Origin of the sequence: Blautia sp. AF19-1 (genome assembly GCF_003479155.1) — a bacterium.
Taxonomy (GTDB): Bacteria; Bacillota; Clostridia; order Lachnospirales; family Lachnospiraceae; genus Fusicatenibacter; species Fusicatenibacter saccharivorans.
Genome location: NZ_QUGQ01000006.1, coordinates 52,568 through 75,956, shown reverse-complemented (window position 1 = coordinate 75,956; position 23,389 = coordinate 52,568). Strand labels below are relative to the sequence as shown.

Annotated in this window: 16 protein-coding genes; 1 reads left to right on the top strand and 15 read right to left on the bottom strand. The window is 41.6% G+C overall.

The window, feature by feature from the left end:
• Nucleotides 1-409: 409 nt before the first annotated feature.
• The 11 genes from DWX26_RS05515 to DWX26_RS05465 all read right to left on the bottom strand — a co-directional run bounded on the left by DWX26_RS05515 (nt 410) and on the right by DWX26_RS05465 (nt 17,932).
• Nucleotides 410-1,441, bottom strand: a complete 1,032-nt coding sequence (locus DWX26_RS05515; protein WP_118601027.1) for a hypothetical protein — start codon at nt 1,439-1,441, stop codon at nt 410-412.
• Nucleotides 1,431-4,874: an RNA dependent RNA polymerase gene (locus DWX26_RS05510; RefSeq protein WP_118601026.1), complete on the bottom strand. Its 3,444-nt coding sequence runs from the start codon at nt 4,872-4,874 to the stop codon at nt 1,431-1,433. The genes DWX26_RS05515 and DWX26_RS05510 overlap by 11 nt, the downstream gene beginning before the upstream one ends.
• Nucleotides 4,875-4,919: 45 nt before the next feature.
• A complete protein-coding gene (locus DWX26_RS05505; RefSeq protein ID WP_118601025.1) occupies nt 4,920-5,774 on the bottom strand; it encodes a hypothetical protein in 855 nt (284 codons plus the stop codon).
• Nucleotides 5,775-6,354: 580 nt separating this feature from the next.
• A complete protein-coding gene (locus tag DWX26_RS05500) occupies nt 6,355-7,059 on the bottom strand; it encodes a metallophosphoesterase (RefSeq protein ID WP_118601024.1) in 705 nt (234 codons plus the stop codon).
• Complete coding sequence (locus tag DWX26_RS05495) at nt 7,056-7,448, bottom strand: response regulator (protein WP_118601023.1); 393 nt, start codon at nt 7,446-7,448, stop codon at nt 7,056-7,058. The genes DWX26_RS05500 and DWX26_RS05495 overlap by 4 nt, the downstream gene beginning before the upstream one ends.
• Before the next feature lie 96 nt (nt 7,449-7,544).
• On the bottom strand, nt 7,545-8,393 hold the full coding sequence (locus DWX26_RS05490; protein ID WP_118601022.1) for a TIGR02452 family protein: 849 nt from the start codon (nt 8,391-8,393) through the stop codon (nt 7,545-7,547).
• A 24-nt stretch (nt 8,394-8,417) separates the two neighbouring features.
• Nucleotides 8,418-8,708, bottom strand: coding sequence for a hypothetical protein (locus tag DWX26_RS05485; protein ID WP_118601021.1), 291 nt, complete (start codon nt 8,706-8,708; stop codon nt 8,418-8,420).
• A gap of 123 nt (nt 8,709-8,831) precedes the next feature.
• The gene (locus DWX26_RS05480) at nt 8,832-10,574 is read right to left on the bottom strand and encodes an AAA family ATPase (RefSeq protein WP_118601020.1); all 1,743 of its coding nucleotides are present in this window, start codon (nt 10,572-10,574) and stop codon (nt 8,832-8,834) included.
• Between the two features lie 197 nt (nt 10,575-10,771).
• Nucleotides 10,772-11,761 (bottom strand): hypothetical protein, encoded by a 990-nt coding sequence (locus tag DWX26_RS16645; RefSeq protein ID WP_147398109.1) that lies wholly within the window; start codon nt 11,759-11,761, stop codon nt 10,772-10,774.
• A gap of 278 nt (nt 11,762-12,039) precedes the next feature.
• Nucleotides 12,040-13,959, bottom strand: coding sequence for a hypothetical protein (locus DWX26_RS05470; protein WP_118601018.1), 1,920 nt, complete (start codon nt 13,957-13,959; stop codon nt 12,040-12,042).
• A gap of 124 nt (nt 13,960-14,083) precedes the next feature.
• The gene (locus DWX26_RS05465; protein WP_118601017.1) at nt 14,084-17,932 is read right to left on the bottom strand and encodes a PEGA domain-containing protein; all 3,849 of its coding nucleotides are present in this window, start codon (nt 17,930-17,932) and stop codon (nt 14,084-14,086) included.
• A gap of 515 nt (nt 17,933-18,447) precedes the next feature.
• Between DWX26_RS05465 and DWX26_RS05460 the strand changes: the two genes are divergently transcribed.
• On the top strand, nt 18,448-18,639 hold the full coding sequence (locus tag DWX26_RS05460) for a YlcI/YnfO family protein (protein WP_055220177.1): 192 nt from the start codon (nt 18,448-18,450) through the stop codon (nt 18,637-18,639).
• Between the two features lie 111 nt (nt 18,640-18,750).
• On the opposite strand, the gene DWX26_RS05455 is transcribed toward DWX26_RS05460, so the two are convergent.
• The 4 genes from DWX26_RS05455 to DWX26_RS05440 all read right to left on the bottom strand — a co-directional run bounded on the left by DWX26_RS05455 (nt 18,751) and on the right by DWX26_RS05440 (nt 23,389).
• Complete coding sequence (locus tag DWX26_RS05455; RefSeq protein ID WP_118601016.1) at nt 18,751-19,440, bottom strand: metallophosphoesterase family protein; 690 nt, start codon at nt 19,438-19,440, stop codon at nt 18,751-18,753.
• Nucleotides 19,441-19,565: 125 nt separating this feature from the next.
• On the bottom strand, nt 19,566-21,395 hold the full coding sequence (locus DWX26_RS05450; protein WP_118601015.1) for a vWA domain-containing protein: 1,830 nt from the start codon (nt 21,393-21,395) through the stop codon (nt 19,566-19,568).
• Nucleotides 21,396-21,414: 19 nt separating this feature from the next.
• The gene (locus DWX26_RS05445; protein WP_118601014.1) at nt 21,415-22,470 is read right to left on the bottom strand and encodes an AAA family ATPase; all 1,056 of its coding nucleotides are present in this window, start codon (nt 22,468-22,470) and stop codon (nt 21,415-21,417) included.
• Between the two features lie 136 nt (nt 22,471-22,606).
• Nucleotides 22,607-23,389 (bottom strand): metallophosphoesterase, encoded by a 783-nt coding sequence (locus DWX26_RS05440; RefSeq protein WP_118601013.1) that lies wholly within the window; start codon nt 23,387-23,389, stop codon nt 22,607-22,609.

The following is a 23,389-nucleotide window of genomic DNA, read 5'->3' as shown; positions in this document are numbered from 1 at the left end:
ATTTCTTCTAACTTGCTACTTTCCCTATACCCGACGGTTCAAAGCTCCGTTATCTGATGTCAGAAGCACATCTCCATAGTCTCCAGAATATCCACCGCAATCTGTTTATAAAAATGCATAAATCGTCCTTTTGGATTTTTTCTTTACAATCCAAATACATTGTCTTCTAAGACTTCTTCTGGAATGTCCAGTTCATCGATATACTGAGATAATGTCAACTCTTTCTCAATTTCTTCATTTTCATTATACATCTCTTCTTGCCACCTCTTTTCTTTTATGTTTAAAAATAAAACTCCCATCTACTCCATTATCAGCAACTTCCACTGAACGTAGCGCAATATAAAAAGACCAGATATCTGTTAAGTATATCTGATCTTTTTCTGCAATTATTTTTTCTTTGGGGTATTATTTAATAGTATTCCAGACACTTTAAGCTCTTGGTTCCATGTCCTATATCTTCCAAAATCCAGTATCCAGATTTGTCTATATCAGCAATCTGTTCTTCGCTGATTAATTGAAATTCAAAATGTTCCAGAAACTCCTGGTTTATAGATAATTTGATGAAGTTCCATCCTCTATCCCCACTATGAGCCTCCATAATCTGTTTTTCTTCCCAGATAACTCTTGGCCTATACCATGCTTCATCAGCATAACCATAATCATCCTTCCCATACCACCCCATAAGTCGTCCTCTATCTAATAGAATAAACCTTTGATTTTTCGGATGATATTCTTTACCTATAAGATATGCTGCAATATTCTTTAATATTTGTTCCCGTGTTGTTTCGTGAATACTTGTTCCCGATCCATCTTTATGCGGCTCTATCCTACTATATAAATACCCAAAACGCTTCTTCGGATCTTTTTCCGGCTTTTCGGATGTATCTTTTCTTAATGTCATATATCTTTTCCGCAATGGGCCACGTTCCAACGCAATGGCTATTACTGAAGTTAAAGTAATTTGCTTTTGACTATACTCCTTATTCTTACTGCATAACTTTTTGTTCCACTCACTTTCGACGTTTTCCCACTGTTCTTTCTTTTTTTCCGGACAATGGTGTAACCAATATTTTTTTAACCATCCATCCGCTTCCGGATATGTTTTTTGCCATTCTAAAATACACTGTCTATGATTTTCCAAATCATCATTGATTGCTTTTTCTTTGGATTCTAAAACATTAAGATCAAATCCACACCATTGAAGTAAAATGTACTTTGTATCATTTAAGATGTTCTCATTAACAAGTCCATCTTCGTTATAAATCTTTTGTTCTGTTTCAAATCCAAAAATAAAACCTCTTGCAAGAATTACAAGAATTCCTCCAATTCCATTCAAATCATCACTTTCATAATTTTTAGTTAACATTTTAGGCTGAATTCTGGGGTCAGCAGATTCCGGAGCCTTTACATATGCTTCAAATTCTAAAATTTCATTTAACATCTTCTTTTGCCTCTTCTATATATGGTTCCATCTCTTTCCATTCAAATACTTCCCAAAAAAATCTGCCATAATCTTCTGACTTCTTTGTAATTTCATATAATGTTGCAATCTTTAATTTCAAAGGTAACTCTTGGGTTTCCGTCACTATTTGTTTAAGTTTCTGAAGACATACCCCATATAATTTGTTTTTCGGATCTGTCTCATTTTTTTCATAAAATCCTTGAACAATACTTTCCAGATCTTTTTCTAATGATTTATCCAATTCTTGCATTTCTGTTCTATTTTTTTCAACTCTCTCTTTTAAAGTCTTAAACGGTGTAACTTTTGGACCTTCTATTAAAGTAAGTACATTCCATAAAGTTTTATATCCCCGTTGTTCAAAATGAAACAGAACTTCCTGTTCTTCTTTTTTCAAACTTTGAGCATTAAATCCATTACCTATAATCTGTTCTAATGCTTTTCCTCTATTTTGCATTGGTTGTAATAACCACTGCATCTGATTCAAGCGATCTCTCATATCTTCAATCATATTATCATTACTTAAACATGCTTCTATTTTTTTCTGTATACATGGAAGCACTGTTCTTTGAATTTTTATTACATTTTCTTCATCATATATTTCAAATAAGATTGTTTGCAGATTCTCCGGTGCATAAAAAGTATCTTTCTTTTCATTCTTTAAGACTCGCAAAAACTTATTTACATAAAACGCATACGAATTTAAAATCCCTTGACATCTTAATTTGAATCTTTCAATGTTTTCTTTGTCTGTATCTGAGATTTTTTTTGAATATTTAAAGAACTGTACCCTTTTCGTTTCTTTCTTCTTTTTATATTGTTTTAGTCCTTCTTCAAAATATAATGGTAATTCGTTGATATATGTACCACCATCCTGAATTTCAAACGTAGCTTGTGTTTTACAATTTTTTGCAGACACGCAAAGACATCTTTTTCCCACAATATTTTTCCGAGTCATTGACAGATTATCAAGATTATACCCTTCTTCTCCCCGCAACTTTTCTATGTCTCTCAAAAATATAATATAAGCACTCTTATCAATCCCTGCTTTAAGTACAATGTCTAAATCAGGATGTAGGCCGTTTTTAGCCGCATCAATCTCCAACCCTGTTAATATCGTACATTTTGCACATGTGGGACTATTTGAGGTAAATACCAAACCTGATTCGTCTTTGCTTGGTAATTTCTGATTTCTCTCATATTCTATCTGCCCGATAGCAATTGCAGCATCGGATATTTGTCCAATCCGATTAGAAAATGTATTCTGGATATGAAAAAACGGAACATGCTTCTGAATTGTAACTGGATTTCCTTTAGAAGTAGGTATTTTAATAACCGGAAGTGTTCGCTTAAAATACGGTACTAATCTATTCGTTCTATAACCCAGATAATTTCCAGCCTCATATGCTCCAGATGCAACCGCTTCTACTACATCCTGATTCGCCACAACATTGACCAGATCCCCGTCAAAATCGGCACCTCCCAGACATAGCGGAGCCGATGATCCCCTCGGAACCATGACAATACCAGTCAGCTTCTTAAAATACTTATCATATAATTCAATATGTCCTTTGAAAGAGTTATAGTTGACCCTGTCTGCATATAAATCCTCTGTAGTCATTTCAAAACGCTTCATTATTACTTGTTCATTTCTTGACAAATGCGGACTCCGAAAGAATGCATAATAAGAATCACAATTTAACTTCAAATCTTCCCAACAACCACTCTGTGTACCTACAGGCAGATAAAAACGAAAATATCTATATTTGGGCCAGAATTTAGATATAACGTTCTCATCCTCCAATAAACTCGCAAGCAATGGCAGTAAATCTCTGCACAGATATCGATTCTGTCCTTCCACAACTAATTTTCCTGTTGCAAGCTTTGTTAAAAGTCCTTTCTGTACATTTTTTAATTGTGATTTTATATATCCGTCGCTTTTTAAAGCAGAATTCTTAAATAACGCCCGTTTCCAATTAGATATCTGTCTTATAACTATCGTTTCCTCATCATTCTCCTGTGTATCACTATCCTCCTCTTGGATATTGTTATCATCATCATCCACTGTCATTTCTTCGCAATCTTTCAGATACTCGATAGGATTTTGTATAAAAAAACAATGTCTTTTTACAATCTTTTTAAATTGCCCTTCCGTAAAATGCAGTGTATTGATCATCTGATAGCTCAGATGTGTATATTGGGAGTTTCCGTAAGGTAAATTTGTCCCTGAAATATACAATGCATGATCATATTTTTTCATTGCATCACAATAGAATACCATAGGATCCATATTATTAGCTTTATCAGATGCACTATCCAAATACTGTCGGATCCATTTCATACCTTTAAACATACTTTCTGTGATAAAAATATGAGCCTTGCTCAAATCTCTCTTTATACCAAAAGCATCTTCATACAACTGTTCACCTTTTTTTCCGTTATAAGTCTCTAAAAACTCATGCACATCCACTTCATGAAGCATTCCCTTCATAAACGGTAACCTAATCTGAAAGGAAGTGGCTCCTTTTATGTTCAATGCTTCATTAATGTAAGAAGCATATTCCGGCGTAATAAAACCAGAACCATCGAATGGGATATCCACATACTCAAAATCTTTTATTTGAGGTTTCTGAAAATTGCATTGCAACACTTCTCTAAAATCTGCATCTTTTACTACTTTAATTTCTGTAGTTGCTAATGGAACTTTTTTTTCATAATTATACCTTGTAACTGGCATTTCAGGATTATCCCTCTTTGTTCGTACATCCTTTATTATTACAATAGCCTCCGGATTTATCACAAACTTTGGATGTTTAACTCTTTTAGAAGAAGAAAGATATAAACCTCTGTATGCGTAATATTTACTTTCAATTACCGATATCTTTGAAAAATCCATTCCTAAGTTAAGACGTGTATTCAATCCTTCATAAAAATCTTCATCAATAAACGAAATACGACTATTCCGGCTCATGCTTCCGCTCTTATCAAAAGCAACCATATGGACCGGATTTTCAAAACCTTCAAAATACATATCAAATCCATTTTTTACAAGATCTTTTGAATCGTTCAGCAAAACTTTTTGGTTCTCTATCTTCCATGCCCCAGCATTCTCTTTATCAAGTGGCTGAAATATTTTACCAAAATCTACAATCACTAACTTGTCATATAATGTTTTATCTGTACGTTTAAAAGATTGCTTCTCTTTATCACGCCATACAGATTCTATTTCTTTGCAGAATTGATAAAATAGCGCACAGTCTTCTCGCTCGTCTTCCTGTTTTATAACGTATCTTCGCAACGAATAATTCTCAAGATAAAGCTTGAACCGTTCTTTTTCTTCGCCAGGCCTCTTTGAACAAAAGTTGAAAAAAGCCTGGGCATTAATCGTTATAATTTTTTGTCTAATGTCTGGCATGATATTACTCCTCTTTGGTTAGTAGGGCTATTAGCTCCTGTTACACTAAAAAATAACTTCAGTCCAATCAATTGCTGCAAGGTTTGTTTTAAAATTTTTCCATTCTTGGGAATCTTGGGAATCAAATGTTGGTATACTCGGTTTATCTTTTATCTTTTCATATATTTCTGTTAAATTTCCGATTTCCTCTGATTTAATTGTAATCTCCAAATTTTCCTCTTTACACTGTTCAAAAATCCATGTTTTACGTTCTTCATTCCACTCTTTATGCGGGTGCATTCCGTTTTGGGAAGTATCACCATTATTTCTATCAGCAGTAAACCATTTTCCCCGTAAAGCATTAATCTTTTTTCCTGATTTTTGAGAAAGTTTATAATATTTCCATATCACTCCATTTGTATATAGAACTTTTCCATACCATAATAACTCTCCCAATAATTGTCCTGCATCATTTGCTTCACCATTCGATTTATTCAAAGAACTTGTATTTTTTTTATTTACATAATATTTTTTCTTCTTATCACAACTTATATCAATTGTGTTTGTGTCTAGGCATTCTATGAGGTCTTTGCCAATGCACTTTGCTTCCACGCAACCATATATATTTTTTAAAATTGTGTTTTCTACCTCATCAATTTTAGGTTCCTTTCCCTCTGGAAAACTTTCATCAAAAATCGCAAGATCTGGAAAACTTCCAAACCCATCTATATATTTTCTTGACTTAACATTCTTCTCATTATCCGCCTTGATTCTTTCACTCTTATGAACATCACGTATCGAAAGGTTTTCCGTGTTCACACCATCTCTCAAAAGCATATTAATTAGTGGATATAATTCTTCCTCTTGTCCATACTGTTTATCCATCAGCCATAGTTCTCTCATATATTGTTCTAATGTCATTTTATCAACCTTTCTCTTTTTCAAATTCTAGGCGTTTACGAAACGCCATAAGCTGCAGAAATACGGCATTTTTTAGCACAACAACTGCCAATTTCTTAGATTCTATTTTACCATACAAACCACCTCTCCACCAGTCGAAAAAAGCCTAATCTATCCAATCTATCCAATTTTTTATGATCTTATATTGGCTCCTGTCACAAAAAAGAGCTGAATAGCTTCCTGTATAATTCAAAGTGTAGAAAGTATTATGTACGAAGGACGCCTCCCAGAGTAACGAATAAACAGGCGAATAAGACGGGCGGAAAACCGCCTGCTCTTGACATGCCATTCAACAACTGTTATATATAAAACAAGGGTGAGAAGCCTGATTTTCAGGCTTGCCACCCTTGCATATCATAGAAGAATCTTATTTACAGACTTTTTCTCACAAAAAAGCTTGACCACAACAAATTATGTCGCACTTTCCGTTATTCTGCAAGCGAAAACAAGAAATTTCTCTACAACTTTATCATAATACTGTTCTCATATTTTCCACCATAAAGTATTTCTCTTCTGTCCGCCTAATTTGTTCTGATGCATCTTATTTTGCATAATATTCTTCCCCTGTATCCAGGCAAATCACCGCCAGTCTTCCATTATTTCCGCCTGCTCCGCAGTCAATCGCAATATGATTATTTTTCTTAAAGATATATCCGGGTCTGCTGTTTCCAAGAATATTCTGCGTAGGGGTGTGTCCGCTTACCACAGTAATGTTTTTGAAATATGTGATGTCAAAATCGGTTCTTTTCCACACAAGTTCTTCCACGGAATACTCCTCAAGCCGCCTTGATTCCGAAAAATGTTCCAGCCCTGCGTGAATCAGCCAATATTCCCCATTATTTATGATTTTCTTCCCATACAGACGAAATGATTCTATATATTCCACTACCTGTCGACGCTCTTCCTGCGGAAGTTTCAAGAACTCCTGAATTGTGCTGATTCCGCCGTTCAACGTCCATTCTGCAAAAGACTGACGTGCCTGTGATGACAGTTTATGAAGAAAGCCATTCGAAAGTCCCGGTACCAGAAGTTTCAGACACGGAAGAGCCATGAGCTCATGGTTGCCCATAATGGGAATGATATTAGGATTTGCCATCATATATTTCAAGATCTTCATGGAATCCGGCCCCCGGTCGACTACGTCACCAAGTACATAGAGTATATCATCTTTTCCAAGAGTTATCTGCTCCATCAGGTTCCTGAACAGCTCATATTGTCCGTGAATATCACTCATCGCATAAATCATTTACTTTTTTCCATCTCTCTTACAAGATCACAAAGTTCTTCTTCCCAGTCGCTGATTTCCGAATACCAGATACATCCATACATACCTGGAAGTTTCATATTCCTTGAGGAACATACGATAATGTTGGTTTGATTTCCCCGCTCCTGTAGAATCCGAACTAATTTTTCTCCCGCTTCTGTGTCGCTGATGGATCCTGACCTCATTGGAAAATGCATATCTGTGATAATCAGATCGAACGGCTCTCCTGCGTTTTCTGCATCTTTCAACATCTTCAGACCATCTTCCACATTAGACACCTGCTCAACCGATGCCACACCACAGCGGTTACCTAATATTTTTCGAATTGCATTCGCCTTATAAACACTGTCCTCGAAGTTCAGAACTTTCATATTCTACAGCCGTCCCTCTCATTTTTGTTGTTTGTGCTTTTCATACGCCCGTATCTTCTGTTCGCTTTTGTGTTCTTTCAGAACACCATTTAGATTCTATTTTCTACTTCCAAGCACCATATTGAATGCATCATAATTCAACGTATCATTTCTGCCGCAGAACACCGCATATTCTATCGTTTCAAAATAGGATGCATATTTTTCCTGTGCACTCCGAAATGCATGTGCTACAATTCTTGGCGGGTTGCAGAAAGCGCCGCAGCCAAACGCTCCTAAAATCAGAACTTCCGCTCCGTTCGATGCTGCCGCCTGAAAAACACGTTCCAGCCTTTGCATCTGAAGTTCGTACAGTGCTTTCTCACTAATCTTAACCGGCGCATTTCCTGCAGACGGGTTCATGGCATTGCTTGGTTTCTTTCGGAGATTCGGGGCTGCGCAGGTAATGATGTCTACCTGATACCAGTCTTTTTCTTCCATTCGTTCCGGTGCAGCGATATCGTTCTTAAATACGACGACTTCTGGTGTGTACAGAAGATCATCATTATAAAGTGGATCGCCTGCTTTTCGGTGCGGTTGATAGAACTGATGCCACATCGTTTCTGTGTCCAGGCATGGATACAGTGTGCTGCATCGGCAAAGGCATTCTTCCTGCGCCGTACTTCCCCGTGTTACACCGCCGCCGGGGTTGGTTGCAGAGGCGAAATTCAGGACACAGACTCGTTTTCCGGCTTTTGCATATGCAGAGGCGGCTTCAAAGCTTCTTTTAGATGAAACAATCGTTTTGCAAGATAATTTTCCAGGTTCTGGAAGTGCAATTGCCTGCGATGGAACATACAGCTTTTGGTTCTGAATCGAAAACTGAACTGCCTGCTGGAGCTTCTGGTTTGCTTTTATCAAATCCATGGAGTCCTGAAAGATCGCGATATTATTACTTCTTCTGTCCATTGCAATTCTCCTCTCGTATCCCAGTCACACAATGCTGTTCTGCTGAAAATTATACACCTTATCCTCCAGCTTCGTCCAGGCTTTTACATAGTCCGCATCGATAAAGCAGCCCCTTGCCTGTCGGAATGCACCTAGCTGCTTGCCGCCTTCCGTGGCATATAATCCTGTATCCCAGCAGCCTGCTGATAAGCTGTTGTCTTTCAGGATCAGTAAGTATACCTCGAAGTCATTTGGATAATCATCATCCTTTATGTAGTGGAATCCGGTGAATGTAACGCGAATATTTTCTGCCATGTTTACTGTCTTTTCTTCCATCTTTTTTCTCCTCATGATAGGCCTTTTCTTTTGAATATTGCCATTTTATCTCATGTCGAACGGAAAATGTTGACAGAAACTTGTCCGTATATAAAATTCAGGGCAATATCTCTGCCCTGAATTTTATAACAAATTATAACTATTCAGATCCCCATCTCGATTCCGCTTGCGCTGCATCTCTTCTTCCATCACACAACACTGTTTCAAATGAAATGAAATCCCATACTGCACCATTTTCTTATAGCCATCCTGCCACAGTGTCTGTGTATAATCTTTATCTCGAATCTGCTCCAATGCCTTCCGGCAATCTCTTTCCAGATCTTTTTTCTCATCTGTATACTTCACTTCTATCACAATTCCTGTTTCTGCATCTCCCGTTTCAATCACAATATCGCTGAATCCTTCTCCCGATTCTCGATTGGAAGATACACGCCAGTCATTTTTATAGCTTAAGATTCCAAGCAGAATTCCATGATAGAAATTTTCTTTCAGTGATTTCCGCACAAAGGTATCGCGTACGCTGACTGTCTTCTGCAAATACAAATTCAAAAGTCTTTCCACCTCTGCTGCTTTTCCGTCAAAGAGTGCCTGGCAGAACTGTTCTGCCATTTTCCCGTCTTTTTTCACTTCCTGCTGAAATAGTGTAAGAATCCGTTCTGTTATGATATTTCGAATTTCCCGGTTTGGAATTGCAAGGCAATAGCGGCCATCGCTTTCTCTTCCGCGCTGTGTCAGGTATCCAGTCATGAAAAGTGTACTCCACAGGTGATCCATGGTCGAATACAGGTCATTGTAGGTAACCATTTCATCGATTGGTTTGATCACTGTTTTTCCGTTTATCAGCCATTCCAGTTCTGTTTTTGTGAGCATATCCGGCTCGTTGATACTGTCTATAAAATGATGAATCACACTGTTCCCGCTTGTATTCATCCAGTAATTTTCCGGCTCGGCCTCTGGATTATGGATATGATCATTGCAGTAATTCACAACATCCCACGGACAGTACACATCTGCTTTTCCGAATCGGTATCCGTCATACCACTCTTTTACCTCGTCGTATCGGTCATCCATTTCATAGTCATGCAGCATGGTCTTTACTTCTTCATCTGTAAAACCGAAGGTTTCATCAAATTCTGTATTTGTAATCGAATATACTTTGAAATTGTTCAGTCCGGTAAAGATGCTTTCTTTTGCAATGCGCAGGCAGCCCGTCAAAACGGCAAAAGCGAGACTGCTGTTTGTTTTCAGAACATTTCCGAACATATTTCGAAGCAGCAATACCATTTCATCATAATATCCATTTTCATGGGCTTTTGCCATCGGAACATCGTATTCGTCAATCAGGACAACCACTTGCTGTTCATAGTGAACTTCCAACAGTTCTGTCAGTTCCTGAAGACTGCTGGTAATGGTGTCTTCTTCCATATTTCTTGTCAGAAGTTCTGAAAAAAGTGCTTTATCAACCTGGCTCAATTTGTCGCTTTCCAGAAGAAATTGAAATCTTCTTGCCTCACGATTGATTGTTTTTATGAGCTGCGCACGGGCTTTTTCATAGGAATCGGCATCAATTCCTTTTAAGCTGATGGAAATAACGGGATATTTTCCCATATATTGTTCACAAATCTCTGTATTCTTAGAAATCTTCAAGCCGTCAAAAAGTGCTGGATCCGTTCCAATTTCAAAGAAATGCTGAATCATACTCATATTCAGGGATTTTCCAAAACGGCGTGGGCGCGTAAAAAGCGTGACCTCACTTCCGTTATTTAAAATCTGTTCTACAAGGGAAGTTTTATCTACATAATAGTAATTTCCATTGCGAATCTTTTTAAAGTTGTCAATCCCGGTCGGGAGTTTTGGTTTTCTCATCTTGAAACCTTCCTTTCCAACTTTTGCGGCTTTTGACACCTGCGGCTGTGCTTATGTTCTGATCTCTATTTTAACGGGTTTTATTTGCTTTGGCAATGGTTCTTATCGGTTTCTAATCTGTCCAATTTTTTATGATCTTATATTGGTTCTGAATGGTTCTCTCAAAAAGTGTTAAAGGCAGTAAAAGGAAATAAATATTAGTCCCAAAGCCAATCGTTCATATTTCCACTATAGTTACCATTTGCATCCCATGTATCTCCTGTAGATGGATCATAATAATTTTCAACTCTTCCAGCCCCATCTTCAGCCCAACCATAATTTGCGCCAGAAGGAATTCCGCTTCCGCTACTTGAGCTTCCATCAGATGAACTCAATCCACCACTGGAATCACTACCAGAACCAGAATCGCTATAGCCAGAACTGGAATTTCCACTGCTGTAACTATAATCATTGCTGTCGTCATAGTAACTAGAACCACTTGAAGATGATCCGGAACTTTGTTCAGCAGCTTCTTCAGCAGCTTTTCTTTCTGCTTCTTCCTGAGCAGCTTTGGCAGCAGCCTCTTCTTCTGCTTTCTTCTTTGCTTCCTCTTCAGCTTTCTTACGAGCTTCTTCCTCGGCTTTTTCAATAGCAGTTACTCTGTCATTGTATTTTATTACATAATCATCAATCGTACTGTTATATTTGTCAAATCTGTCCTGCTCAACGGTATTATAATTTTCGAAGTCATTTTTCAAGGTATCTTTGAATGTCGTAAATTCGCTGGTAGCGTTTTTGAGTGCTTCCTTATCGTCCACTTTTTCAACATCATCACCAATTTTATCCGCAATTATTTTGATCGTGTCGTCATATTCGGATACAAAGGAATTCTTCATCTGCGCAATGATTTTTTCATAGTGTACAGAGCATTCCTTATAAGCGCCTTCTGTCTTTTTATATTTTTCCGCACTCTCCATCTCTTGTTTCAATGCTTCCAGTTTTTTATCTCTGTCTTCTCCTTTTTCAAATCTCTGATATTCCTCATCAATCTCACTGTTTTTTGTTTCAATCGCCTGTAAACGAAGCTCCTCCTGATGGCGGTCATACGCTTTCTTTGCAAAAACTCCGATGACACAAATGCAGACAATCGCAATACCAATTACAGCAAGCATGATGGCTTTCTTTTTGTTTTTGTTCTTTGTTTCCATCTCGAAACACTCCTCCCTTTTTCTTTTTGTTTCCCGAAAAATCCATGTTTTCTATGTTCTTTTCCATATTTTTATTGATTCTTCGTTACTCATTTTTCATCACATTCATTATATCGCAGCTCGTTTCTCTTTACTATTTCTTTTTATGTAATTTCCAAAAAATCCCCACTCTTTGATCTCACAAGATTTTAAAATAGTACTTTCCTTCCATCTTATCTTACGTGATGTTGAAATACCCCGGAACACAGTTCATCTCTTCCTGCCCTCCGGGGTACCTCTTAATCTAATTCAGCCACTTTAAAGCTCTTCAAAATGCGAATCACCTGTTCTTCTTCTTTTTCTGTAAATGTACCGTCTGGTGCTTCTGCGATAAATGCAACTGGTGTCGGATAGTCAAAAGAAAATTCGTCTACGTCCCCAGCCTGACCTGCAAATTCAATCTCGCCAAGACGGGATGTCGGTATCACTGCGAACAACGTGCTGTCTACAGGAACATAATCATCATCAATACCAGCCATCATCTCGCCTGTGATATGTACTCGTGCTACCATAAATTCGCCAAGATCTGAACAGTCACGATCGGTTCCCCATGGATATCCAGGCACAAAATTAGAAGTGTCTGCCTGTGAAACCTGTGCCTTCAGCATATCACGCGAATAGCCGCCAAGCGCGCCTTGGCAGTACCAAAACGAAACGGTAACACCTCTATCGTTTGTCAGAACAACGTTTTCTCTGACCGCATCCATGGAACCGCCAACTTCCTCCGTCTGAATTTCCCAGCCTTTTGGGATTTCAAACTGGAATGCCGTGCTGTCACACTGATTTACTTCTCCATACCGTGTAACATAGATATCTCCCTGCTCCCCAGTTTCCGTCCATTCCATATCCTTCTGCCAGTCTGCACTTGACTCCCAGTGTTTTGACCAGATTGGATCAAAGGTCCGGTCAAAAAGATCTGTTTCCTGCATTTTTTTATCAATGACCGGGATATCAACCACTGCTTTTCCTTTGATTCTCGGGCTGATGGAAAGCTCCAGTGAGCCCGCATATCCACCCAGGTCGTCCTTCATGGATACCTTTGCCTGGCCTTCTGCTTTTCCAACTGCTCCGCCGGAAAGATTCAGGCCAGCGCTGTCATATAATTTTGCGCTCGGCCGGATGGCAATGTATGCTTCCAGCCTACCGTTCACCTCAACCGTACTCCACTCAAGTCCGTCTGAATTCAGATTTCCTTCTTTGACTTCTTCTACTTTGCCTGTTCTGCTGTCATACTGGAATCCCAGGGTGCTGTCGGCTGTTGCACCGTAAGAGCTGTGAATGCCGCCCTCCAGACTTCCCGCTGCCCCGACAACGGCTTCCAGATGATTTGTAATAACAATCGGTACAATACCGGCGTTGAACTCGATATTCGGCAGTTTTCGTTCGTAAACGGTTTTTTCCTTTTCAAATTCTTTCTCGCTGTTTGCGCCGCATTCCAGGGCAATACCGGCTTTGCTCCTTACTGCAATTCCACACTGGACTTCACCGTCTTCGATATCAATCTGAAGTTCCAGCCAGCATCCCCATCCTGCCTCTCCGGAAAACTGAACGGGTTCTTCTTCAACATTGATTGAGACACTGTAATCGTAATCACTGTTTTCTTCCTCTGTCTCTTCTTCCGATTCATCTTCGGACAGTCTTTTAATGGTATAAGCGCTGTTATTTCCTGTTTCACTTGCACCATCCTCCGTCAGCCGGAACTGTTTGATAATATGTGCCTTTTCGAATACATCCAGCAGGGTCGCCGGCTCTGTTTCTACCCGGTAACCCTGATTCGTTTTTTCTTTCTGCACTACTTTTCGAATAAATCCAGAAGGCGCTGCACTGATTTCTCCCGCAACAAGAACATCTCCGGTCTGGTAACCAGGATCTTTTTCAAAGGTGAGACTGTTGTCAGAAACTTCCGTTGGCTGATCTTCTGATTTCATCTCATTGGTAATCACCTTTACATTGTCTTTTACAATGATGTCAGGATCATCCGTACTGTTTTCTGCTGTGTTCTCATCCGATGTGCTGTTTTCCGATACACTTGTATTCTGTTCTTCCGGATTCTGTTCCGGCTTTGTACTCTTCTGTGTACTTTGAGCAGCAAAAATTCCAAACAGAATCAATGCCAGAATGATTGTGCCTGCCAATACTGCGCGGATCCATTTTTTCATCTGTACCTGCTCCTTATTCTGCCTGTCAAAGCGAATATTCGCAATCCGCTTCGCTACTTGCTTGATTCGTTTAAAATGTGGTGCACCAGATTTACTGATTCACCACATTTTAAGCTTCTTTGTATTACGGAGTTACCGTTTCATCTTCTGCCACGTTTTCATCATCTGGCTCTGATTCTGATTTGGATACTGCTTCACCAGGTTTTTCTGCTTCCGACTCTGAAATCACGCTCTCTGATGTTGTTTCCGGTAATGGAGTTTCCTCAACAACCACTTTCTGCTCTGGCTGTTTTTTGTTTCGTACCTTTCCAGCGTACATTTCAATCTCTTCTGTGTCATCCACATCATCCATTTCCTGATCAATTCCGCCGATGGTGTATGGGTCATTCTGATATTCAAGCGTGTTTACAGATTTAATGGTTTTGGTCGCTCCATCGAAATCGAAAACATGCCATAAGGTTCCTGGCTGATTTGTCGGAATCGTGTATGTTGCAATGTTTTTGCCTTCGAGGTAAACCTGAACTTTTGCTCCGGAAAGAGACATTTCATTGGCCACTTCACTGTAACTGTTGGTATAATCGTGTACGAAGTAGCTGAACTTTTCGTCTGCTTTTACGTTACGTACTGTAATGGTTTCCGGACCATAACTACTTGTATCATCTACGTCTAAGTTTCCAACAGAATTTCCTTCGAAATCTGTCTGTCCGAACCAGATATGATACGGTTTGTCCGACGAGTAGCATGCAAGATGAGAATCCAGATCCCACGGCTCTTCGCCCCAGGTTAATACGATGCGGAATTCTCCTGCGGTTTCACCGTCCCCATCTCCCGGTACAAGAACAATATTTGCTGTTTCAATCTGGTCTCCCGCTACTGTGATATTTTTGTAATTCGTCACATAGCCTTCTTTGCTGATTTCAAGCGTATAATTTCCATTTTCCATTGAAAGAGTATAGCCTGCATTTTCAAATACTCCTTCTGTCACAGCATCACCCGTTTGATTGTTCCAGCCTTTGCGTACAATGTAGGCTGTTTCTGTAATACCATCTCCCGTGACTGCATCGGTTATCGTTCCCTCTACAGAGCCTGTATTAAAATCATCATGGCGCTCCACCATATAGATATCTTCTACATATCTGATTTCACTGTTCTGAACCAGAACTTCCGCAACCTTGTACGTCTGATAAGACGTTGCGGATACTGTAATTTCATAAGTTCCATCCTGCAGATTTTTGGTGCTGTACTTGCCAAACACATCGGTATAGAGAATTCTTTCTGTTTCTGTTCCTTCCTCTCTCCAGGCTCCAGCTCCTCCTGAAAAAACAGCAATTTCATTTTCTTCTGTTTCAAGGCTCCAGGCTCCATGGCTTCCGCCTCCACTGCCGCCTCCGGCTACGCTGTTTCCACCATTGCCGCTGCCTGCTCTGACTTTTCTGGAAATTCTGACTCTCGCGTTTTCTATCGGCAAACGTGTTTTGCCCGAGTAAACATATCCTGTGATACCGCCGCTGGCGTACGTACATTTTTCAACGCGGACTCCATTTTCCTTATGCATTTTTATTCTCAAGTTGTTGTTTTCATCATTTTGAAGCGGTTTGAATTCCAGATCAAAATCGAAATATTTCTTCAATACATCTCCAAGCAGGGAATCTGTATCGAGTCCATTTGTTGAGTATGGATATACCTTGATATCCTCGCATGCGAGACTTCCATTTTCTAAATCATGGTATGCAAATTCTGCCTCAACGCCTAAGCCTAAATCTGCATAATAGCCTGCTAAATCAAAAACACTGTACAAAGTCAACAGACCTTTTATGCCAATACCGCCTTCCATATTTCCCTTTACCTCAAGGGTATCAACACCATGATGAAAATCGAAAATGCCTCTCCATGTTCCATCTTTATATTCAAATCCCTGTGTTGATTCAACGCTATATGAAATATGTAAGGATCCATCTGCTTTGTATGAACAGAAAAGTACAACATCAAAGGTAAAACCGGTAGCCCCTATTGTAATTGGAAAACGCATTAATTCTACCTGACCACTGTCAGCAAATTCTTTTTCCGCCGTAATATCTTCATTTGCATTTTCCGTGACAGCAAGTTTAAGTTCATTTACCGAAACACCATTTACTCCAACGTCAACATTTACAACGCACAGAATTTCAGGAATTTCAAAATCAATTTTTCCTTTTCCTTCATCATTCGAACCAATATTAAATTCAAAATTCTTTTCGTAGCCAACATCAATAACACCACCTGCTCCTATATTAGCCTGTGTTGCAATTCCATATTCATCCGTGTCGGCAGCTCCTCCGATAAGTGCTGTACCGCCTCCGACAAAATCAATTTTGCTGACCACTTCCCATAATTCTGGCTTTATGCATGTCAGAATCAGTTTCTCGCCATCCTCTGTTACCGTAGTTGCTTTGAGCGCGATACCTGAAATATAAACTTCATTCGCAGGAAGGATCATAACACTTCCTTCTCCGATTTTTTCTGTCTCGGTTGTTTTCGGAAGTGTAACTGTATAGGTTCCATCCGCATTCTCTACAACTGTATAATCTGTGATATTTTCCAGTTCTTTTTTCAATACACCATCTACGTACTGTGTATTATCATGCGGCTCTTCACCAATTGTTGTGTCTTCCTGTCTGATTTCATCAATTTCACAGAAAATCGATTTAACATCTTTCTTGGAGAGCAACGCATGCGGCTGGAACTGGTTTTCTGTATTTAATTCCAAAAATCCTTTCCCTACTGCAATTGCTGCTTCATTTTGATATGTAATACTATCCCAATCCGTCCAACTGTTCGTATCATACGAATGTATTCCATTGAATCCCATTGCATGTACTGCCGTATAAGCCGCAAATTCGCGTGTTGCCGGTTCATCTGGATAGAAAAACGGGATATCCTGCTCCAGATCTTCGATATCCGGTGGCGGCAGGATTCCATATTTCTCTGCAATTTCGATTGCTGCTTCATACGCATTTCCTGCCGTATCCGCATAATAATGGTTTAAGGAATCCGGATCTGTATCCAGGTTCATTTCAACCTTTTCAGCGAGCATCTGCACCCACTCACCGCGTGTATATGTTTTGGTATCGTCCGATGGATCATCTGACTTCACGTAGGTATATTCAACTTTTGCTTTCAGCTCCACGGTAGTCTGATCCACAAGAATATTCTTGGAAAGCTCCATGACCTTTCCTATGTTTACACTTTGTGCTTCTGCTCTTGCCCGTTCCGGAAATACGCCTGCAACGGTGCTTCCCGTCATAATCAGGCACAGAAACCACGCCAACATTTTATTTCTTCTGTTTTTTTTCTTCAGTGCAACAACAACGGCTGCTCCTGCCAGCACCAGCAGTACAACCCAAACAATAATTTTGGTGTTGTCACCCATTTTCGGTGCAGATTTCAGTTTCTCAGCCTTTAAGGACTGGCCATTTTGCTTTGCGTTTCCAGTTCCCTGATCTTTTGTTAATGTCGTTCCGGAATCCTTGCTGCCCGTTGTCGTACCAGGATTCTTCGTGTCATTTGCTACGTTTCCATTTCCTGGCTTTTCATTATCTGTCGGATTCTTTTTGTCATCTCCAGAAGGATTTTCCTTATTTTCATCATCCTTCTTATCATCTGATGCTTTTACCGTACAAACCGTTGTCAACGTAACGGTTTCTCCAGCCTGCAGAGATTCCATCTTTTTTGTTGTCTCCGCATTTTCGGCCAGCACAAAATTTTCCGGCAAAATATTTTCCAGTGACAGATTCGTTACTGCTGTATCATTTGTATTGGTTACAGTTAAAGTAACTTTGATTTCTTCACCCTGCTGGTAAGTTTCTTTGTCTGTTGTCAAGGCTGCTTCTATTCCATCCTGAAGCAGCGATGCTGCAAGAGCAGGCTGTGTCATCATTCCGGTGCATAAAAGCAGTGCCAGAAAGACAACTTGTAATTTCTTCCACACTTTCATACGTCTTCTCCCTCGTAAATGTAAAATTTCGATCCTTTTTCTCTGAATATCTGCCGCTTATGCTGTCTTCAGGATCCTTGGTGCCTTCCGTCAATGGAAAGGCGGCTTTTCTTGCTCTGCATCTCAATCATTAGCTGAGCAGAGCAATGAACATTTCATTTTCCTCCTTCTTCTGTTGTATTTCTTTTAGTGTAATACATCCTCCCTTTATTTGCAATATATTTTGTCATGCATTTTGCAATGCATATTTCATCATTATTATGCAATACAATAAAACAGACTGGGCTTCCAGTACTCTTTAAAATCAGAATACAGCCAGAAAAAGCGCACTGAAATAAGCTGTCCCCAAAACAGCTTTTTCTTCATTTTTCGATTTCGCAGATTCGAAAAATTTATTTTTTGTCGAACCTTTTTTTGAAACACCTTTGTTATGTTTTATGCTGCCCGTAGTTTCCACATAAGATCCGGAAGCATGCTCCGTTCTTATATTCTCCGGCAGCAGAATGGAGTTTGATATGGCATTTCAGTTAAAAGGCAACCGCAAGGAAACGGAAAACAAAACCATCCGTTTCCCCATTCACCTGATCGATCAGATCGAACAGGCAATTTCCGATTCTGACCAGGACATTACCTTTTCCAGTTTTGTAATTCAGGCGTGTGAGTATGCGCTGGATCACATGGACGCCCCGTCAGAAGAACACAATTAACTTTTCTTTTTTCAAAGCAGATTTTTATGGTTCGACGTGCATTTTCTGGCTGTTCTCTGCTTCTATTTTATCTTACCATGCTTCTTATTTTTTTCAGGACAAGATCCTGTCCTAACTCAACTCCACAACCTCATCATACAGACACACAAACACCTCTTCCACTTCCGCATCTTCATGAAAGTGCCCGAAATACCATTTCTGAAACTCTGTCTCATCCGCCACGCGCTGCAGATACTGACGAAGTTCCACCTCATCGTCAGACAACTCTCCATACCCCATTGCCGCGGCCACATCTCTTGGGGCTGTGTGGGTCAGTATGTAGTCCACCTGGAAATCTTCTTTTTCCAGATTTTTCCATCCTTCTTCGTACTCTTCCCGTGACGGAATTTCTTCCGGGAACCACGAAATTCCCTCCGCGCGGGACATTTTGTCGATGCTGTAAGCACCTCCGAAGGTAAAGAATTTCAGCCCGTCAATCGTAAAGATCTGTCCGCGCATCAGATGGATCATGTTGTCCTCAATGATATGCACCTTTCCGCCGTTCCACTGCTCCACGGCGTAGGAATTCAGTTGTTCGAAGTTCTCATGATTTCCGTCGATAAACAGTGTCGTCACCGGCAGACTTCGGAAAACGGCTCTCGTATTCGCTTCGTATGCTGCAGAAAAGCCGCAGATGCCGACATCTCCGCAGATGATCAGATAGTCATCCTGGGTGTACTCGTCTTCGTGCTCGTTAAAATAGCGTACAACTTTTCCAATATCAAAGGTGCCATGGGTATCGCCTGTAATGACAATGCTCATTCTCAGCGTCTCCTCTCGTGTTCTCTGTTTCTGTTCTCTAAGGTATCGCAAAACATCATCCGCAAATTCTGTCCGCTTTCTCTGCCGCTGCTATCGTTTCTTGCAGAGACACAGACTACGCCGCACTATTCCCGAAAATAAAACACTTCTCCCCGTGCCCGGAACGGTAGCCGGTTTCCTCTCGGAAGCAGAAATGCATGCTCTCGTCTTACCTTCAGGTCATTCTCAATCTCCCCGTCCGTAATAATCAGAATCGGCCCGTCCTTTGGAAAATCGTTCGCCTGTTCCAGACAATCCACGCCCGGCTGCAGTATGGTTCCTCCTCGTCCCGTGACTTTTACCCGGCCGGCAATATCTTCCGGTGCCAGATATCCCGCATCCGTCGCTTTGGCATCACAGAAAATGATTCTCACGAACGGAACATCTTTCGCCGCGGCATAGCTGGCGATGGAGCCGAGTGCCATACCGATCTGTTTTGCACTCATGGAACCGGACGTGTCCACGACCACACCGAAGGTCCGGCTCTCCAGATCCTGCTCGTAATACGCATATCCTGACCTTGGAATATCCGGCGTGGCACCCTGCCGTCTGCTCGGCCGCGCATAGGTGCGGTGTTTTTCCAGCGGTGGAAACTGTACGTCAAACCACTTCGCCAGCGCGGCATCCCAGGGAATGACCGGCATCGCAAGCGCCCTGATTTCCTGCACCAGCCCGGCCGGCAGGAAACCACGATTGTGCTCCTGATGGTAATCCAATCCCTCCCGCAGTGCGTTTTTCAGCAGTTCATCCAGGCTGACCCCATTTTCTCTTCCAGTAAAATACGGTCTGTTTCCGTTAAACATATCACCTCTGCCAAAGCCCCGAAAGGTGTTTCGTTTTTTGTACTTTCGGATCTCTTTCACGATCAGATCATAGATACTTTCTGCCGATTTGTTGTGAAGTGTTTCATCATACAACAGCCCATCCGGCGGCATTCTGCCGATCTCCATTTCGTGCAGCCAGTCGTTGATGACGTAGTCGCAGGCGATGTTCCACAGAAAGAAGTCACGCCCATTGCACCGTTTCTGGTGCTGCAGTCCGGCATGGAGATATTCATGCGCGAGAACAAAAATCCACTCTTCCTCCGAAAATCCGCACGACGGATTGGCATAAATGATTCCCTGCTCTGCGTCAACCGCTGCAATATGGATTTCATACCGATGGCACATTTCAATGTCCTCCACAATTTTAAATGTAGCTGCAAGACCTCCGAGCAGCGGATAATGGGACAGGAACCATTCTGCTGCTCTGGAAATGACGGTATTCTTTTTCGTTTTAAGATCGTATCCTCCCGCATCGCAGAGTGCAGATTTGATGGAATGAGTGACTGCATAGGAAAATTTTTCAGCATATGCATTTCTTTCTCCCTTTTTATAAACGATCGGCCGTTCTACCCCGATCATATCCTTTAATTTTTCAGAGTTTGTCCCGCAGATCTGCGCACCATTATCCTGGTGCTTCAACAGATATTCATAAATTTTCTGCTCGCTGTTCAGTTTGATCGGATATGCTTCCGCCGGATCTGCGCAGATCGGCTCGCCGAGGCGGATGTCATAAAGGAATCTGGTAATGTAGATATCACAGGCTTTGTTCCAGAGTGCCGGGACAAATTCGCAGTCGGAAGGGATGCTCGCTTTGTCAAAGTGGCCGAACGCCAGGTGCAGAAGGTTGTGTGCCATCACATAGCACCATTGTTCCGGCGACAGGTTCGCCCGCATGTTGACGTAGATATTTCCATCTTTCGTAACACAGGCCAGACTTCCTTTTGCATTCAGATGGGAGGGCTTTGCAGTGATGTACCCATCCAGTTGATGGAACAGTGTATTTTTTTCCAGCAAACCAAAGCCGGCCTCCACTCTGCGGTACCCGGCCGGCTTTTCTTCTTCGCGGTAATACCTGCTTCGAACGTATGGCATCCTTTTCTCCTTCCTTTTTTCATCCGACGAGCCGCGGCAGATCACGGATGATTTCCATCATAAACCAGTCCGGCAGTGCCTCCGCTCCATCAGCTGCGACGGTCATCTGGGCGATTTCAAAATTGATCACTGCGAGTTCTTTGATCATGCCCTTGGCGCGGTACGCAAAGGAAAGCATGCCGCCGGAAATTCCCTGTTTGCTTTTCGGCAGTTCTGCAAGCAGTCTGGCGCGGAAGGACTGTGCGAGAAAATACAGCACATCCCGGTTTTCCGGCTTGTCCGGCCATTTTGCTTTCTGCGCGATAATGTCATCCAGGAGATGTGTGTTGCGCAGTGTTTTTGTGTAAGCAAGAAACATCCCCGCATGCTGTTCCAAGAGGCAGGCGTACGCCATCATTTTTAATGTTTCCTGCGAAATATCCTGCTCCCCGGCCCGGTATTCCTTCAACGCATCGCTCAGCATGTTCCAGGAACGCGGGGTGGAAAACGGTTCTTCGGTTTTCGGCGGTTCGGAAAAGAGGTGATCCGGCCGCTGAATGATATAGTCAATGACCCACGGATGGAGTCCTTCTGCCTGCGCCCACTTGATCCACTGTCCCACATCCGCTTTCAGCTGCACATGGAACATACGGTTTAAAAGGGCGGACGACATCGTTTTTACGATCGCGCTGTCCTCGGCACGGTTTCCTGCTCCGATCACAATGCTTCCCTCCGGAAGATGGTATTCTCCGATCCGCCGCTCATGGATCAGGGAATAGAAGGCTTTCTGCACTTCCTGCGTACAGGCGTTGAGTTCGTCCAGGAACAGGACATATGGCTCTTTTCTGGCGATCATTTTCGGCGGAAGGAATTCCGATGTCTCGCCCCGGATCTGCGGAATGCCAATGATATCCTCCGGCGCGAGCTGGCTTCCGAGGAGCGACACGCACGGCAGGCCGACTTCGTCTGCGAATTTTTCCACTAACGCGGATTTTCCGATGCCGGGTGCACCCCAGATAAAGACCGGCCGTACCGGCGCAACCTGAAGCAAAACTTCTAATAATTCATCCTGTGTCACACTGATTGGTAAATGCATCTGATGTACTCCCTTCTGTTTCGATCCTGTATCTTTTCAAAGCGGATATCCGCAATCCACTTTACCACTTGCTTAATTTGACTAAATCACTTTTTCTGCCCTGCCTTGATCTTACTGTGCTGCATTACAACGTGTCTCACCATATTTCTCTGTATTTTCCAGTTTCACTGTCATATTCCAGCACCGGAATTTTTCCACTCCGCCAGGTGGTTCCGTCGAGATAATAATGACTCTGACCGTCATGCCAGATACTGTCATATATTCTGTTTCCACTGATTTTTGCCGTGGAGATGTGACCTGCAATCACATCCTTATAGAATACTCCGCGGCTTACCGTTCTTTTCCCCACCATCAGCTCCTCGCTGGTCACGCACAGCCAGTCTTTACCGCCCCATTCGGCAATTCCGGCGTGCACCAGAATCTGGCGCTCTGTTTCATAAAAATAAGGAAGATGGCACATCCAGGTAATCAGTTCCCACGCATCTTCGAGCATCAGCCGTACTGCTTCTGCATTTCTGGAATCCTCTGAGAGGTGTGCTTCTTTTTCCAGAAATTCTCGAAAATGTTCTTCTTTCAGAAAGCTGTGCAGTGTTTCATAATCTCCATCTGCATCCGATGCCAGCCATTCCCGACTGCGATATTGTTCCACACTGCCGATATGCCGGTTGACATCTGCATATTCTTCCAGCCAGTCCAGCAGTGCTTTTTCATGATTTCCCATCAGGGCAATGACTTTTTCCGAACCATATTTTTCCTGCAATGCCCTGACTTTTTCCAGCACCGCCCGGCCATCTGGCCCATAATCTATGTAATCGCCCAGCAGAATCAGCTGGTTTTTCCCCGAAAGGTCTGTTTTTCTCAGAGCTGCCTCGAACGCCTCCAGAAATCCGTGAATGTCAGACATCATATATCGTTTCAT